The organism is Leptospira ainazelensis, from assembly GCF_016918785.1.
Taxonomy (GTDB): Bacteria; Spirochaetota; Leptospiria; order Leptospirales; family Leptospiraceae; genus Leptospira; species Leptospira ainazelensis.
In genome coordinates, this window is sequence record NZ_JAFFPT010000055.1 from 91,687 (window position 1) to 107,394 (window position 15,708).

The window sequence follows — 15,708 nt, forward strand, 5'->3', positions numbered from 1 at the left end:
TTTTAAATCGGAAAGGGAAAATCGGAAAAACACATTTTCCACACAGATTCAAAATAAAATTCAAAGCTTTTTCAACAGCTTTGACCTATTCATACGATTCAAAATACGCTTTCTGCACGTGTTTCCCTTATTTATAAGCAGAGAATTCCTCAATTATAGGCGGTGACGCATTACTCGAAAAAAAGAAGTAAATTAACTCCACATCACTCAAATTTTGCGGATGTAAATGTTGTGGAGGATCTTCTCATGATCAAACAAAGAAAGAAACAACATGCGAAAATTAAAAAAGAAACTCGCGTTTTATATATTCTTAGCTTGAGCATAAGTCTATTTTTCGTATTTCTAAATTGTTTGCCGGGAGAAGGCAAGAAAGGAATGAACTTTTTCTTTCTTCCAAGTTCGAGCATTTCTTTTCCCGGAGGAGATTCTTCCAGTGGAAATTCGGCGCCGGCGCTCCCTCCCGTAGCTCCGACAGGCGTCATTACCTATTCCTCCCCGACTACTTTATACGTGAGCGGCTCAGGAGTCGCAGGAACCATCGCTTATTATGATATTTCCTGGTCCGCCGATATGAACGGACAATATGATCTCCGTTTCGGTGCGAGTAACTGTTCCGATGGAACCGTGAATACGAATTCAACCGCAACCGCTTCCACATCGATCACAAATCGAATCCAAGCAAGTGATCTTGCCGTAGGAACCAATTCAGTTAAACTCTGTTTGAAAAGCTCCGACGGCGTTTCTAATTGGGATACGAAGAGCATCAGCGTGATCCGGGACGACTCCGCTCCTTCCATCGCATTTTCACCTGCGGCCGGAACTTATGGAGCTTCCATTCCAAATATTACTCTTACCTGCACCGATACGGGATCCGCAGGATGTCTTGCTATGACTTATAGAAACGACGGAACAAACCCGACGATCAACACCGACGGAACCGCGCCCGCCGGCTCTACCGTATATTCTGCGGCGTTTGCAATCCCGAACAATGCCACAACCGATGTTAAGGTAATCGCGATTGATAAGGCGGGAAATAAAAGCGCCGTAAGCACGAGTCAGTACGTAGTTGCGGTGGGAAATCCGACGATTACGATCAATTCGGTGTCAAAAAGTTTTTTGCGGACGGCTGACAGTAGCGTGATCAAATGGCAATCCGATATCGCCGGAAACTACGAACTTCGATTGGGAGGAACCAATTGTACCGCCGGAACTAACGGAACGGCTCTTACTCCCGCCATTACGGGAAGCGCTGCGGCGGCGACCGAGATCACTTCCACAATCCCGGGTTCCACTTTAGCAGTCGGAGCCAATACCGTTCGAGTTTGTCTTACTACATCCGGGAGCAATGTGGGTCACAATTCATCCTCTTTGACTATCGACAACACTGCACCTACCGTGAGCACCGCTACTCCTGCGAATAACACTACCAGTTTGAGCGTGGATCAAAATAACTTTGTAATCGTTTTTAGCGAAGCGATGGACAAAAGTACAACCCCGCTTCCGGAACATCACGACAGCGGTGTGAGTGGAAATCCGACAATCGCTTGGCCTACTATGACCGGATCTTGGTCGACGGATGGACTGACCTATACGGTTGCACTCAACAGCAAACTGCCGGAGTTTCACAATTTCTATCTGCTCTTTAACGATTCCGACTTTAAGGATAGAGCTGGGAATGTCGTTACGGGAGGTTTTGTTGTTTCGAATAAAATCAGACTCAATTACCGTTCCGACGTTGAAACAGATCCGACTCTGATTTCGAGAACTTTGCAAAACGTTTGTTACGATGTTTCCGGCAATGCGGTCCCTTGTGCTTCTTCCGGACAAGACGCGGAGTTCAATTCTGCAACACCTTACGGTTTGGGAACTCCAACGACCTTAGCGGGATATCCGAACGACTACGTTACGCAAGACACCCTAAACGGAAAATTTTGGAAAACTTGCCCGCCCGCCTTTGTTTGGTCCGCCGGCACTTGTGTACAAGATGGGGTAGATCCTTACAACGTTAACCTCGTTGCTTTGGGCATCGCGGCTGTCATCGATTTGACTTGGGGTCAATCCCTGACCTATTGCCTGCAATTGAATCTGGACAACGCAGGCGCTGGCTTTGCAGGTAAAAAAACTTGGAGACTCCCGACGTTGAGCGAGCAAATGGGTATTTTGACCTATGACGGCGGCGGAACCAATCTTGGAAACGAAACGGTTCCGGCTTCGAGCTTCCCTGGATTTATTAGAAACAACTATCAAAGATATTGGACTTCCACAAATGCAGTCAGCTCATCCATAGCGAACGGAATTACAGGATCGGATTTTGCGAATGGAGCCAACGCATGGGGCGCTTGGCAGATCTCCGTCTTCGGAGGAGGCGCACATCTCAACAACAAGGGTAAGAATTATTCTTGGGGGAATTACTGGATGAACAAATACGCGACTCTTGCGATGTGTGTCGCGGATTGAACCAAAGGAGAATTATGATGAAAACGATAAGACTAATACTACTCCTCACAATCCTCTTTGGCCTGGAGAATGGGATCACTGCAATCGGCGGCGCTTACACCGATTTAAACGATGGGACAATTCAAGACGCAGGGAATCGACTTCTTTGGAGAAAGTGTATTCGAGGTAGGGGAACTGCCGGAATGAATTACACCGATTGTGGCGCGGTAAGCGGCCCAGCGGAAACCGGTAACTGGACGAACGCCCTCAGCTATTGTAGAGGTTTAGGAACTACTCTGGGAGACGGAAGACAATGGAGACTTCCTTCGATTAAGGAATTGATATCGATCGTAGATTACAGAGTGACCGCGATGCCGATCATCAACGCAACCTTGTTTCCAAACACTCCTCCCGGAAGATACTGGACTTCTACCAATTCCTTTGCTGCAGGAAACAGCCCAACACTTTCCGGAAACGGAAATAACGAAACAGATCCAAAACAATATGTTGCATCCGCGGAAAACGTGGATCAGCACTATAAGATTCCGGAAGGGACAAGCTACCGTTCGATGGCTTATATTGTGGATTTTGCAATCGGTGGAACCGTCGAATATCCGAAAGCAAACACAAACGGATACGTTCGCTGTGTAACCAGTTACTGACTTTAGCCGTATTGAAAACTCTGCAGAAATCTTTTTTTGCAGAGTTTTATTCTATTTTTCTAATGTTTACTCCAAAGTGAAACAAGCATTCAGCATAAATTCGATATTCTCTTTCGAAATTAGATCCAAACGTTCGTTCCACTTTGCTACCGGAAGACTTTTGTCATCCTTTTCCAAATAACTCGCCTGCGGAATGAGAGTGTAGGTTTGATTGATCTCGTGAACGTTCGAATTTGAAAAAGAAATCAGATTGTGAATGACGGGAACACAGGTCGTTTGCGTAGGATCACAGTATTCCACTCGCTGCTGAATGTGTCTAACGTGAATTTCGGCGTCTTTTCCGATCAACATTTTCTTTTTAGGAAATACCTTCTTAAGGGCTAAAACCAATTCTAACGCTTTCGTCAGATTTTTTTCCTTGGGAGAAGGTAAATAAACTTTCTTCCAGAGTTCATCCTGCCGATTGCGGACACAAGCCTCGTCTTCCGGATTCAAAAATTCAGGATCCATAGTTTTGGAGCAAATCTCGCGCACGGTATCGACGGAAAAAGACTCGACAACGAGAGTTTTCGCGGTTTGTATTTTTTCAATTTTATTGTGATTTTCAGGTTCTTGCGTTTGCGCTGACGAACAGGAAAACAAATGCAAAACCAAAAGGTAAAAGGAAATTCGGAACATCATACCTTTCGAAACAATGACTCTTCTTATTTTTTGAATGGAATTTAAGAGAAGAATTTGGATTTTTATCAAAGCTGGCCTTTTTTGTTCAAAAATCTCCGGATTTCATTCCCATCCAATTGGAAAAACTCGTTTCCCATCGATTTCAAAAACATCGACGTCTCCGAAAGAAATTATTGAAAGGCAAATTTTTCGGCAAAGAAAAGCAACCCCGGTATTCGTGTTGGACACGATTCAAGTTAGCCGAAATCGAAAACCGATTTTTCTTTCATCATTATTCCTTTTTCAATCCTTCCCAAAACCTTTCGATTTTATCGGAAGAGCCGCAAATCCCTGAGATCGTTTAAACACCGGGTAAACTAGCGTTAAATACCTCGTTTTGATTTTAGAATTCAAAATTTATCATATATGGAAGATGTTATAAGGTGGGAATTTGAAATCGGCGATTTAAGACAAAATTCATTTACGAGGTTGTTTAACGGGAAAATATAGCAGGAGAATATGATGAAATTTTTTGGAGCCCTTTTAAAAAGAACAGCAATTGCGATCGTCTTGATCGTGATAGGCGGGCTGAGCTTTTTATATCTAAAATATCCGGACATAGGAAAAAAAGAAGAAATCAAGATCGCGCACACTCCGGAACAAGTAAGAAGAGGTGAATATTTAGTAAAAAATGTTGCCGCTTGTATGGGTTGCCACACGGGATCAAGAGAATCTCAAAAACTCTATTATCCATTCGATAAAAACATAGGAGCTGGAAATTTAAAGTTTGGGGAAGAAGAAGGTTTACCCGGAACTTTTTACTCCAGAAATATAACGCCTGCTTCAACCGGTTTGAAACACTGGACGGACACTGATATTTTTTACGCGATGACGGCGGGAGTTTCTAAAGATGGAACCCCTCTTTTTCCGCTTATGCCTTACGAAAATTATGCGCAAATGGATAAGGAAGATATCTATTCTATCATTGCTTATATCAGAACGATTCCCGCCGTTGAAAATCAAGTGGAGACATCGAAAGCAAAGTTTCCTATGAACTTGATCATGAGAACCATACCGAAAGCGCCTAAATTCTCACAAAGGCCCGAAACGAAGGATACGATCGCTTACGGAAAATATCTGTTCACTGCTGCGTCATGCGACGATTGCCATACACAAAAGATAAAAGGAGAACCGGTTGCAGGAATGGAACACGCAGGCGGTTTTGAATTTGTGTTGGTAACAGGTGGAAAAGTAAGAAGTGCAAACATCACACCCGATGTTCAAACAGGAATCGGCACCTGGACCAAAGAAACTTTCATCGCAAGATTTAAAGCAAGCGTCGCAAGGGCAAAGACCAATCCGGATATCAAGCCCGGAGAGTTCAATAGCCTAATGCCTTGGCTGGAATACGCTGGGATGAATGACCAGGACTTGGGAGCCATCTTCGCTTATCTCATGAGTTCGAAGCCAATTTCGAACAAAGTTCAGATATTTGAAAAATAGGCGATTTATAATACGCACAGAAATCCTCTGTGCGTGTGTACAAAATAAGCATCGGAAGCAATTTTAGAATAAGTTATTTCCATAGAAAAAAACGACTCAAAAAATGCCTTCGCCCATAAAGCCGAAAATCTGAAATCTCAAAAACCCAGTTTGCTTACTTTTTTGTCGCAAAAGAAATTGTTTTATAACAAATACTTTTAAAATAAATCGTAAAACCATAGTTAATAGCTCTATATATCTGACAATTGTCGTTTTATAATAAACGATGCTAATGTCCAAAAAAAACCGTATACTTATATCAGTTATGAAACGATCACTGAGACTCCAGATAATTTCGATCTATTCTTTACTGACAGTGATCAATCTCACTTTTGTCGCAGTGATGATCTTTGAGAATCAGACGGATTTATTGATTGATAACTTTACATTGGAGTCGGATCAAATCGCCAGAAAGATTCTGAAAAAAATCGAAGGTTTAGAAACTCAAAACTACGAAGATAAAGACCAATTATCGGATATAGAGAATAAACTGCTAAGCATTGGGATTGAAAATTTTTCAATCGTCTCCGTCGAGGACCGTTCGGTTGAAAAGTTTAAAATCAATCTCGAACATGGAGCCCCCATATCCATCGATTATCTCAAGAGCAAATTGGCGACGATTATCAACGCCAAAGAAGCGATCAACAGTTCTTACGATATCGAACTCGATTCGGAAAACTTCATCGTAAGCCTGATCTTTTATCTTACTGAAAAAACGTTTTTAGTTTCTCAAGTTCGAGTAAAAGAAATTTTAGATCGTCTCAACTCGCTCTACATTCAGTTGGGATTACTGCTTCTCTGGGGAGTTATCTTTCACATCCTTTTCGGAATTTTTCTTTATAGAAAAATTTTCGTCCGTCTTTTCATTCTAAAGGAAGTGAGCGAGACTATGGCGACGGGAGATTTAAGCGCACGCGCGCTCTGGAACTTTTCTTCCAAAGACGAATTGGATCTTCTCGGAACCACCTTTAACGGAATGGTGGAAAGAATTTCTTCGCAGGTGGAAAGTTTAGAATATAAAAACAATCAAATTCAAACCGAATTGGAGATCGGAAAGAACGTACAAGAATGTTTATTACCCGGTAAAAGAAGAAAATTCAATTTGATTACTTTGGATATTTTTTATAAACCGATGCGGGAAGTCAGCGGGGATATTTACGACGTAATCGAAATCAACGAAGACAGAACCGTATTCTTTCTCGCAGACGCAACGGGGCACGGTGTATCCGCTGCGCTGATAACATCCATCATCCATTACAATATAGAAAACATCATGAAGGAAACGGTAAATCCTTCCTTTATCTTTACACGTTTGAGCGAGAGGCTCTTCGATACACTACAAGGTTCTTTTTTCGCCACGGGCATTTTTGTCCTCTTCGATAAGGAAGGATACGCGTATTTCTGCAGCGCAGGCCACAACCCGATCTACTATTTTAGAAAGAATAAAGATAAAATCGTTACTCTCGATTCCACCGGCCATATTCTCGGAATCGGAATTCCGGAAGAATACCAAGTTCTGAAAATAAAAACGGAACCCGGCGATAAAATTTTAGTTTATACGGACGGAATTCTCGATGCGACCTCTCCAACGGGAGAACAATTCGGGGACGACCGCCTTCTTCAAATTTTTCAATCGAACGTACATCTGGATGCAAAAGAAATCACGTCGGTTATCAAAAAGGAAGTCGATACTTTCGCGGATCATTATCCCGACGATGTCACGTTCGGAATTATCGAAATTCAATAATTATGAAGAAGAGTATCGCCATATCCATTATAGGATTTCTATTGATCCTTCCTCTCGGATTTATCGTTTTAGAAACGAAACTTTTCGAGTTGAGAATCATATTAGAAAGACGTAAAATTCTAAATTTTTCCTTTTCAAGTGAAATTCTCCGTTCCAAATTCGAAGGTATCATCTCCAACAAGGAAAACATCAAAGCGGAAATGAAATTGAATCATCTTCAGAGTTCGATGATCAACAATTCACAGAGTTCGGTTTCTTTGGAACCTTCGTTTTTACACGAAACCGGCGCCGTTCTGATCAACTCGGTTCGTTCCCTTTCTCTAAAAGCGGGCATCAATCTTCATCTCAATTCTTCCAAAATTCGTCTTCTGGAACACGCGTTCGCTCTGGAAAGAAACCAATTCTACAAAGAAGCTTATAGAACTTACGAAGAATCCTTTGATCAATTCGGGAAAGAATCGGAAGAAGGAGGTTTTATCCAACTTCATCAGGGCTTTTGTCTGGCGGTCCAGGGAGAATTCGACACGGCGCTCAAACCTCTCTATGAAGTGAAAGCCAATCATCCAGGAACTCTACTTTCAAGCGACGCCGAGATTCTGATCTCGTTGATTCTAAAAGCGAAACAGAGTGAAAAAGAAATCGAATCGACCGAAGACGATCCCGAAAAAAGAGCGAGGGCTTATTTTGCAAAAGGAAACTATGCAAAGGCTCTGGAAGAAATCGAAAGGGCTAACATCAATTCTCCCGAAATGAATTACATCAAAGGTTATTCTCTTGAAAAAACGGGACATCAACCGGAAGCGATTAAAGAATACGCGAGCCTTGCATTCTCCGATAAGAACAAAGAAATCGCGATCAAAGCGAATCGCAGACTTTTGATGCTCGGTTATTATTACAACGCGGGTTCCGAGATCGCGAGTCTTTCCGATAAAAACGCGGAAAGGCTCGGTGACACTTCGGAAGCAAAAGAAATCAAAACCTCTTCTGAAAAATTAAAACAACCGAGTCGATCGCTCGAAGGTTCGGAAGAAAAGCAAGACTCCAAGTTGGACGTTGAAATTTCGAAAAAGAACCAAGCCGTCTTAGAGGAAGTTCTCCAGAAATCGAATCAATTCTTAAAGAAGGCGGAAGCACAAGCCCCGCCGAAAGCTCTCATCAAGATCATAGTTTCCGACGCGGACCCGGTTTATGCAAACAGAATCGTGATCAATGGAGATCAAACTAAACTATTCTCATCGCACTTCCCGATCACTCTCCCGACGTTTACGATCGAATCCATCTCGATGGATAAAAACGCCACAAAGGATTCCAAACTAATAATGACAAAAGATACGAACAAACAATCCTTCTTAAAGGCATCCTTTGAAGAAGACACGATCACCGTAATCGATAAGACCTCTAAAAAAAAGGTTCCAATCGATTCTGCGATCAAGATAGAGGTGGTTCAATGAGCAGAATCCTACTTATTCTTACCATTTTTATTTTCTCTCTGGAAATTTCCGCTCATAGAATCATTTTAAAAAGCGGAGAAGAGATTTCGGGTAACGTGACTGAAAACGATCCGGCTCTGGAAGAAATTACGATTCAGACCGAAGACGGTGAAAGAAAGATCAAAAAAAGCGAAATCTCCGAAATGCGTTTCGAGGAAGCGGGAAACTTTCTTTGTTTGGAATTGGACGAAGATCCTAAACGAACTTGTAATCACAAATTGACTAAGATAAATCCGCAAACCCTCTTCTATGTCACCGAGGCCGGAGAATATCTCAGAGTCGCTTTGGAACGGGTGAAATTCGCGCAGATTAAGGAACCTTCCCCCAGAATTTTACAACAGCTTTCGAAAACGAATTTAAAGTTTACGGTTTCTTCCGAGACCGACGACGACATTCTTTCAAAAATCTCCATCCTAAACGACGAATCGATCATGGTCACTCGCGGTGAAACGGAATCTCCGGTAATATTAGAGAATAAGAATATTTCTAAATTAGTCTACAAACTCGAAGACGTAACTCCTAAAAATCCGGAAACAAGTCTGGTGCTCTGGGATTATCTGATTCCCGGTTATTATCTAAAAAGAAAAAATTACACTCGGTCCGGATATGCGATGATGGGACTCACAGGTTTTTTCATTGCGGGCGCCGCTTACGAATACTACGCGGGAATCAGCGTCAAAGAAAAACAACCTTTGTTGCTTCCTCAAGAAAACGGAACTTTTCTCCTTTTCGATCAAAGCAACTCGGAATATTCTAGACACAAACAGTTGAATCACCTTTTTTTGATTTCTTTATCAATTAATTATTTATTAAACACGGCTTTGATCTCGTTCCCCGCCGTCTTTTCGATCGCGGCGACCGAACGAAATCTTCCGTATGCGATGACGAAGGAAAGAAACATCGAATTTAAAATGACGTATACTTTTTAGGAGACAAGAAACTTATGCAAAACACAAACTCGGGCGGAGTAGCCTCTAAAGACGAACTACAGGTTCAAGAAATCACCGACTCTCACGTAGCCGGAGTTCTAAAAAAGAACATGGCGATCCTGAAAACGACCGGAGAGATCAGCCTCTTTTCGGCGAAAAAGTTTAAAGAAGCGATGACCGACAGAATCGAAAACGGAGTTAACATATTTTTAGTGGATCTTTCCACTACGACTCATATCGATTCTTCCGGCTTGGCGGCTTTTATCAGCACACAAGCGAGACTTTTCAAAGAAGCTCAAGGAAAGATCATCATCTTTAACGTTCCGAACCATCTTCAGAAAATTTTCGAACTTACAAGACTCGATAAACTGATCGGAATCACACTCGACTTAGACGCGGCGATGGACAAGGCGATCGCTTAACTTTAGGAATCGATTGCCTCCGGAAATCGGAATCTCCGATTTCAAAATGAGTTGCAATGAGTGGAATGCTTCCTAAGCTTTCCTGCGATGGCAGGAAAGCTTTTTCTTATCGGCTCGAACGTACTCTTGACGGGAGTTCCGATCTTGAACGAGTTGCACGAACACTACAGCGCCTCCCTGATTCTCACGAAAGACAAACCGTTTCGCTTCAGAACCGGATCCGGCGACTGGATAGAATCCAGATCCATTTTTGTCCGTCCCAACGTCGAACAACAACTGGACGCGCAGAACGAGGACGTATTCATCTTTCACTTTGATCCCGATAACATACGGGTTCACGGCACATTTTTTCAGTTTTCCTCCGAATATTTGGAGCTGGATTCCATGCTTTATGAGAGAATTTTAAAATTCTTAAAGGCTCCCGAATCCGAAGAGGAGGCGATCTCTCTTTGGAAAAGAATATTAAACGAACTCAAAAAAGATCAAAACGATTCGCAAGAACGCGATTCGAGAATCGAAAACGTGATTCGAAAACTTTCGGATTCCATTCCGGAAATCGTATCTTTGGAAGAATTGACCAAGTCGACGGGTTTATCCGAAAGCAGATTGATGCATCTTTTCAAAGACGAAGTCGGAATTCCTATGAGAAAATACATTCAATGGTTAAGAATCAAGGCGTGCGTCTTTTCCCTCGCGCAAGGGAATTCGCTCACGGTCGCTTCTCACGAGGCCGGTTTTGCGGACCAGGCCCATATGAGCCGGACTTTTCGAGAAATGTTCGGTCTCAAACCCTCGCTTTTTTTAAAAAATAGCAGTTCCGTTCAAGTAATCTTCTGCGATTTCGAGGATGATATCCAACTCTAAAATAAGCCGTCTCATCCGTGTTTAACGAAACGATCGAGAAACGGCTTTAACTACGATGAAGGGAGTTGAAAATGAAACCAATCGAACAATGGCTAAGCGAGTACGCGGATAGCCATCAAAACAAAATCAACAAAAGAATCCATTGGATCATGGTGCCTACCATCATGTTTACCTTACTCGGAATGTTGTGGTCCATTCCATCCGGATCCATCCAAAGTCTGCTTCCGGAATCCTTGGGCCAGGCCCGTCTTTTTCTAAACTGGGCTACGATCTTCGCGCTCGTTACCGGGATTTTTTATCTCAGACTTTCCATTCCTATGTTTATCGGAATGATGCTCATGGTCGTTGTAATGTTATCCGGAATTTACTACATTGCTCTTTCCGGAGTTACCGCGTTGATCAGCATTTCCGTAGGAGTTTTTGTAGTAGCCTGGATTTTTCAGTTTATCGGTCATACGATCGAAGGAAAAAAACCTTCCTTTTTCAAAGATCTTCAATTTCTTCTGATCGGTCCGGCTTGGTGTCTGAGTTACTTCTACAAAAAGATCGGAATTTCCTACTAAGACTTCGTCTTAGCAATTTTATTAAAAGACTTTCGTCTTTTGATTCGGAACGGGGCTTTTTAGTCCCGTTCTTTTAAAAATCGAAGTCGAATCCTTTCATCCGTTTCAAAACCGAAGTCGTAATATACAAAACGTTTGACTCCGTGAAAAAACGGATTAAAATTTTCGTCCTCAAGGAGCCCCAATTTGAAAATACAATCCGGCACAAAATTTTATAATAGAAAAGAATTTTTAAGTTCTTCCGCAAAACTGTTAGTTTTATTGGGAACCGCAGGCGCGATCCTTCCTAACGTCGGCAATTGTTCTTCCGCGCCCGCCGGAGCACAAAACAAAGGACTCGGTTTTGATTCTCTTTCCGAAACGTTAAAATACATAGATACATTAGAAAAGTCGAATTCGATTTCCGGCTATGGAAACTGGGACGCGGGGAGGGTTTTTCTCCACTGCGCTCAGTCGATAGATTACTCCATCCAGGGTTATCCGGAAAACAAAAGCGCCCTATTTCAAAACACGATCGGTAAACTCGTTTTTTTAAAATTCTCCTTTTCCAAAAAAATGTCCCACGACTTGGAAGCGCCGATCCCGGGAGCAAACGAAATCCAATCGAATACGGATTGGAAAAAAAGTCTTGGAGTTCTAAAAAACACCATTCTAAAATTTCAATCTTATAGCGGAGAATTCAAACCCCATTTTGCCTACGGAAATTTATCCAAAGAAGAATACGATCAAGCTCACGCCATGCACATCGCAAACCATTGTAGTTTTCTGACAACCGACGGCGGGATTTCTTAAATTTGCAAATTTCTAAGAAACCGCTTGGATTTCAAGATCCTCATCGAATTTATTTTCGGAAAGGATTTGGATTCGTCGTTTCCGATTCTGAAAAATGAAAATTCGAAGAAGACAAAAAAATAGACTTCGGAATTCCAAAGAATTCCGAAGTCCGAGAGCAAGTGTTTCGGATGGATACGTTAGTAAAAAAAGTGTAAAATTACAATGTTGCGAGACTTGCTTCAGCGAGTTCGTATCCGCCCATCTGATCCGGATGAAAATCCCTTTTGAAGTATTTTAGAAATCCTTTATATAACGGCGGGACAGAAATGTTCATCTGTTCCCGGGCGTAGGCGCGGTCGCTTTTAAACTTCTTCCAAGAAACTTCCTTATCCGCGAGTAAAAACCAATACTGAAATAGAATCGCATAAGACCAGAGCATTACGGTCGCGATCATATATCCGACGATCCTTAAACTATAACTCGGGGCTACTTCCTGAAGAACGTCGTAAACTACGGATTTGTGTTCGATCTCTTCACATGCGTGCCAAACTAAAAGTTTCTTCATATCTCCTTGTACGTCTTTCGTAAGATCGTGTTTGAGCGATATTTCCCCGAGTGTCGCCGTATAGTGTTCCAAGGCCGCGGTGATCGATAAGTTGAGCTTGGGTCCGAAAAGAAAACCCAATAAATTAAAGATGATCTTGTAACAGGTAAAATGATAGAACCTCGCGATTCGATCCAGAGGTAACCCGAAATTCCGAATCGAAGTCCAGACTCGTTCGTGTTCCTTTCCGTGTTGGACTTCCTGACCGATAAAGGCCTTGATCCGATTTTTCAAAGATTCGCTTTGGATCCGGTCTTGAAACGGCTTCACACTTCGAATAAAAAATCTTTCCCCTTCCGGAAAGATCACGTGAAAACTGTTCACGGCGTGGGTCATGATTGTGTTGTCGTTAAAATAGTATCTGGGAACATTCTCCAGAGCTTCGAAGTCCATCTTTCGGACGGAAGGAGCGTTTCCATCGATCGTTTTCGTAAACGGTTTTTTCATTTCCAACCCTCTTCGTTCAAAAAGTTTTTGTTTCCAACGCGGAGTAAGAATACCCGATATCTTAAATTCGTTCTGTCTGAATTCCAAATGAGCTTATGGATTTCAAAATCGGCTAGTTTTTTTAAAGGAAGAATCCGGATTCTACATTGAAAAAAAAATCTCCCGAACCTTGAACCCAGGAATCTTCTTTACGAATTACGCGGGATGCAAATTCTGGAACGCAAGGTAAGGGGGATTAGCTCAGCTGGTTAGAGCGCTACCTTGACATGGTAGAGGTCACTGGTTCGATCCCAGTATCTCCCACCACCCTTCCTTCGTAAAACGTTTCGAACCCGGTTTTCTCCATCGGGAATTCGTTTTCAAAATTCTCAATATGCCCGATCCACGTAAAAAAATCATTACACAGACGATTCTTGTCCTCTCTTTGGTGAGTCTTTTGACCGACGTCGCTTCGGAGATGCTCTACCCGATTCTTCCCATCTATCTCAAAGAGATCGGATTCTCCATTTTTCTCATCGGAATTTTAGAAGGAGTCGCGGAGGCAACTGCGGGTTTTAGCAAAGGTTCCTTCGGAAGAATGTCCGATCTTTCCGGGAAACGACTTCCCTTTGTTCGCTGGGGTTATCTGTTGAGCGCGCTTTCCAAGCCGATGATGACATTCTTTATTTCTCCGATTTGGGTTTTTCTGATCCGAACGACGGATCGTCTTGGAAAAGGAATCCGCACTTCGGCTAGGGACGCGCTTCTTTCGGACGAGACCACGATCGTAAACAAAGGAACGGTCTTCGGCTTTCATCGATCGATGGATACCTTCGGCGCGGTGTTGGGACCGGTTGGTGCGCTTATCTTTTTATATTTTTATCCCGGAAGATACAAAGAATTATTTTTGTTCGCGTTTATCCCCGGTTTCCTCGCGATCGCGTTTACGTTTTTAATTCGAGAAAAATACAGAGAACCGGTTCTTCCCAAAGAAGGCGAAAACTCCCGTTCTTTCTTACTTTTTTTTCGGTATTGGAAAACTTCTCCTGCCTCATACAGAAATCTCTGCAAAGGAATCCTGCTCTTTTCTCTTTTTAACGGATCGGACGTTTTTCTTCTTCTAAGACTCAAAGAATTCGGAATGAGCGACTCGGCGTCCATCGGAGCCTACATCTTTTATAATGTCGTTTATGCGGGAACCGCGTATCCGTTAGGAATTTTAGGAGATAAGATCGGATTGAAGAGTCTTTTTATCTTCGGGCTCGTTTGTTTTTCTCTCGTTTATTTTGGAATGGGATTCGGGACCTCTTCTTGGGTTCTCTGGGTTTCGTTTGCGATCTATGGAGTTTTTGCGGCTTCCACGGAAGGAATTTCGAGGGCTTGGATTACGAATCTAGTTCCCAAAACGGAAACCGCAACTGCATTAGGAACCTTTAATGCGTTTCAGAGTTTTTGTATGATTTTAGCGAGTTCCATCACCGGATTTCTTTGGACACAATGGAATTCCACCGTCGCGCTCGGCGCCTCCGGAATCGTAGCTCTCCTTGCGGGCTCGTATCTTTTTTTCTCCGAAGCTCCCAAAAAACAAAAAAGCTCCTGAAGTCAGGAGCTTTCATACACCGGTTTGGTTTGATTTTTATTTAACGATTCAATTTAGAATTTCGATTCGACTTTATTCCGCGGCAATGACCGAGATCGACGGAAGTTTAAAACCGAGAACGGTTCCTAAGTCTTTACGGATTTGATCGCGAACACTTCGTTTGTCTTCGACAAGAAGCGCTTGACGCAGATAAAATTCCGCGGCTTTCAAATCCACTTCTCCCAAAGCCATAGAAACTCTGTAACGAACCATAGGACTTTCGCTCTTAAGCATGTCGCAGAGAACGTAAAAATTCTTATCCGCAACTTTAAGAATTCGAACTATAGAGTTTAGAATCGCGGCGCGTGTAAAATCGTCCTTTTCCTTTTCCAGAGTGGAAACGAGAAAATTTACGGTTTCCTTACGGTTCATATATTTTAATCCGTCTGCGGCGGAGGCACGGATGTAAAAATTCGGATGGCTGAGTGCGTTTACGAGAACGTCTTCGGATTCTTTCGCATAAGGATAACTTCCGATCGTTCTTAGGATTTCACCGGCGGCGATCACCATCGTATAATCGTCCTTAGTCGTAAAATACGGCTCGTCCTTTTCCGTGATGGTCGGTTCGATCCTTTTGTATTCTTCGATCGTAGGTTTGATCGCAACTTCCTGATCCATTACGGAAAGGGCTTGAGCTACCGTATATTTCAGATACGGATGGTTTTCCATAGATTTAGGAACTTTCGGATTTCCTTTAAGAGCGTTTAGAAGAGGACGTACGGCGAGTTTATTACTGACAAACTTGAGATAATCGGCGGCGTCCACCTTCTCTTCGTAAGAACCGGATTCTAACTTTCGGATTTGTTCGAAGTAAGCTCTATCGGCGTATTCCACTGCCTTATCGGAAGAAAATAAAGACGCGGTGCAGATAAAAAACAAAAAGATAGAGATCGAAATATTCTTAAACATGGAATTCCCTCTCTTGTAATATCGGTTTTTAGAATCTCGGG

At 42.5% G+C, this 15,708-nt stretch carries 14 protein-coding genes and 1 tRNA gene; 12 read left to right on the top strand and 3 right to left on the bottom strand.

Annotated features, from left to right (window positions below):
• Window positions 1-375 precede the first annotated feature (375 nt).
• Window positions 376-2,457, top strand: a complete 2,082-nt coding sequence (locus JWG44_RS13190; RefSeq protein ID WP_205275421.1) for an Lcl domain-containing protein — start codon at window positions 376-378, stop codon at window positions 2,455-2,457.
• 17 nt (window positions 2,458-2,474) lie between these two features.
• On the top strand, window positions 2,475-3,098 hold the full coding sequence (locus tag JWG44_RS13195; protein ID WP_205275422.1) for an Lcl C-terminal domain-containing protein: 624 nt from the start codon (window positions 2,475-2,477) through the stop codon (window positions 3,096-3,098).
• A gap of 66 nt (window positions 3,099-3,164) precedes the next feature.
• On the opposite strand, the gene JWG44_RS13200 is transcribed toward JWG44_RS13195, so the two are convergent.
• Window positions 3,165-3,608 carry a hypothetical protein gene (locus JWG44_RS13200; protein ID WP_205275423.1) on the bottom strand — a complete coding sequence of 148 codons (444 nt, stop codon included), beginning with the start codon at window positions 3,606-3,608 and terminating at the stop codon, window positions 3,165-3,167.
• Between the two features lie 669 nt (window positions 3,609-4,277).
• Here JWG44_RS13200 and JWG44_RS13205 point away from each other — a divergent pair.
• The 8 genes from JWG44_RS13205 (at window position 4,278) to JWG44_RS13240 (ending at window position 12,107) form a co-directional block, all read left to right on the top strand.
• Window positions 4,278-5,261, top strand: a complete 984-nt coding sequence (locus tag JWG44_RS13205) for a c-type cytochrome (protein ID WP_205275424.1) — start codon at window positions 4,278-4,280, stop codon at window positions 5,259-5,261.
• 304 nt (window positions 5,262-5,565) lie between these two features.
• Window positions 5,566-7,047, top strand: coding sequence for a SpoIIE family protein phosphatase (locus JWG44_RS13210; protein ID WP_205275425.1), 1,482 nt, complete (start codon window positions 5,566-5,568; stop codon window positions 7,045-7,047).
• A 2-nt stretch (window positions 7,048-7,049) separates the two neighbouring features.
• Complete coding sequence (locus tag JWG44_RS13215; RefSeq protein WP_205275426.1) at window positions 7,050-8,498, top strand: tetratricopeptide repeat protein; 1,449 nt, start codon at window positions 7,050-7,052, stop codon at window positions 8,496-8,498.
• Complete coding sequence (locus JWG44_RS13220; protein ID WP_205275427.1) at window positions 8,495-9,466, top strand: LB_137 family protein; 972 nt, start codon at window positions 8,495-8,497, stop codon at window positions 9,464-9,466. The genes JWG44_RS13215 and JWG44_RS13220 overlap by 4 nt, the downstream gene beginning before the upstream one ends.
• A 14-nt stretch (window positions 9,467-9,480) precedes the next feature.
• Window positions 9,481-9,888 (top strand): STAS domain-containing protein, encoded by a 408-nt coding sequence (locus JWG44_RS13225; RefSeq protein ID WP_205275428.1) that lies wholly within the window; start codon window positions 9,481-9,483, stop codon window positions 9,886-9,888.
• Between the two features lie 87 nt (window positions 9,889-9,975).
• Window positions 9,976-10,752: a helix-turn-helix domain-containing protein gene (locus tag JWG44_RS13230; protein ID WP_205275429.1), complete on the top strand. Its 777-nt coding sequence runs from the start codon at window positions 9,976-9,978 to the stop codon at window positions 10,750-10,752.
• Between the two features lie 71 nt (window positions 10,753-10,823).
• The gene (locus tag JWG44_RS13235) at window positions 10,824-11,315 is read left to right on the top strand and encodes an Mpo1 family 2-hydroxy fatty acid dioxygenase (protein ID WP_205275430.1); all 492 of its coding nucleotides are present in this window, start codon (window positions 10,824-10,826) and stop codon (window positions 11,313-11,315) included.
• Window positions 11,316-11,507: 192 nt separating this feature from the next.
• A complete protein-coding gene (locus tag JWG44_RS13240) occupies window positions 11,508-12,107 on the top strand; it encodes a DUF1569 domain-containing protein (protein WP_205275459.1) in 600 nt (199 codons plus the stop codon).
• 199 nt (window positions 12,108-12,306) lie between these two features.
• Here JWG44_RS13240 and JWG44_RS13245 read toward each other — a convergent pair whose 3' ends face one another.
• Window positions 12,307-13,140 carry a metal-dependent hydrolase gene (locus JWG44_RS13245; RefSeq protein WP_205275431.1) on the bottom strand — a complete coding sequence of 278 codons (834 nt, stop codon included), beginning with the start codon at window positions 13,138-13,140 and terminating at the stop codon, window positions 12,307-12,309.
• A gap of 229 nt (window positions 13,141-13,369) precedes the next feature.
• Between JWG44_RS13245 and JWG44_RS13250 the strand changes: the two genes are divergently transcribed.
• Window positions 13,370-13,446: transfer RNA gene (locus tag JWG44_RS13250), tRNA-Val, on the top strand.
• Between the two features lie 67 nt (window positions 13,447-13,513).
• Window positions 13,514-14,719 carry an MFS transporter gene (locus JWG44_RS13255; protein ID WP_205275432.1) on the top strand — a complete coding sequence of 402 codons (1,206 nt, stop codon included), beginning with the start codon at window positions 13,514-13,516 and terminating at the stop codon, window positions 14,717-14,719.
• A 72-nt stretch (window positions 14,720-14,791) separates the two neighbouring features.
• Here the strand turns inward: JWG44_RS13255 and JWG44_RS13260 are convergent, their stop codons facing one another.
• On the bottom strand, window positions 14,792-15,667 hold the full coding sequence (locus tag JWG44_RS13260) for a HEAT repeat domain-containing protein (RefSeq protein WP_205275433.1): 876 nt from the start codon (window positions 15,665-15,667) through the stop codon (window positions 14,792-14,794).
• Between the last annotated feature and the right edge of the window lie 41 nt (window positions 15,668-15,708).

Excerpts from the sequence above, each read along its gene's own strand:
- JWG44_RS13200 (WP_205275423.1), bottom strand. The coding sequence starts at position 3,608 with ATGGATCCTGAATTTTTGAATCCGGAAGACGAGGCTTGTGTCCGCAAT.
- JWG44_RS13210 (WP_205275425.1), top strand. The coding sequence starts at position 5,566 with ATGAAACGATCACTGAGACTCCAGATAATTTCGATCTATTCTTTACTG.
- JWG44_RS13205 (WP_205275424.1), top strand. The coding sequence starts at position 4,278 with ATGATGAAATTTTTTGGAGCCCTTTTAAAAAGAACAGCAATTGCGATC.
- JWG44_RS13195 (WP_205275422.1), top strand. The coding sequence starts at position 2,475 with ATGAAAACGATAAGACTAATACTACTCCTCACAATCCTCTTTGGCCTG.
- JWG44_RS13235 (WP_205275430.1), top strand. The coding sequence starts at position 10,824 with ATGAAACCAATCGAACAATGGCTAAGCGAGTACGCGGATAGCCATCAA.
- JWG44_RS13225 (WP_205275428.1), top strand. The coding sequence starts at position 9,481 with ATGCAAAACACAAACTCGGGCGGAGTAGCCTCTAAAGACGAACTACAG.
- JWG44_RS13190 (WP_205275421.1), top strand. The coding sequence starts at position 376 with ATGAACTTTTTCTTTCTTCCAAGTTCGAGCATTTCTTTTCCCGGAGGA.
- JWG44_RS13215 (WP_205275426.1), top strand. The coding sequence starts at position 7,050 with ATGAAGAAGAGTATCGCCATATCCATTATAGGATTTCTATTGATCCTT.
- JWG44_RS13220 (WP_205275427.1), top strand. The coding sequence starts at position 8,495 with ATGAGCAGAATCCTACTTATTCTTACCATTTTTATTTTCTCTCTGGAA.
- JWG44_RS13255 (WP_205275432.1), top strand. The coding sequence starts at position 13,514 with ATGCCCGATCCACGTAAAAAAATCATTACACAGACGATTCTTGTCCTC.
- JWG44_RS13260 (WP_205275433.1), bottom strand. The coding sequence starts at position 15,667 with ATGTTTAAGAATATTTCGATCTCTATCTTTTTGTTTTTTATCTGCACC.
- JWG44_RS13230 (WP_205275429.1), top strand. The coding sequence starts at position 9,976 with ATGGCAGGAAAGCTTTTTCTTATCGGCTCGAACGTACTCTTGACGGGA.
- JWG44_RS13245 (WP_205275431.1), bottom strand. The coding sequence starts at position 13,140 with ATGAAAAAACCGTTTACGAAAACGATCGATGGAAACGCTCCTTCCGTC.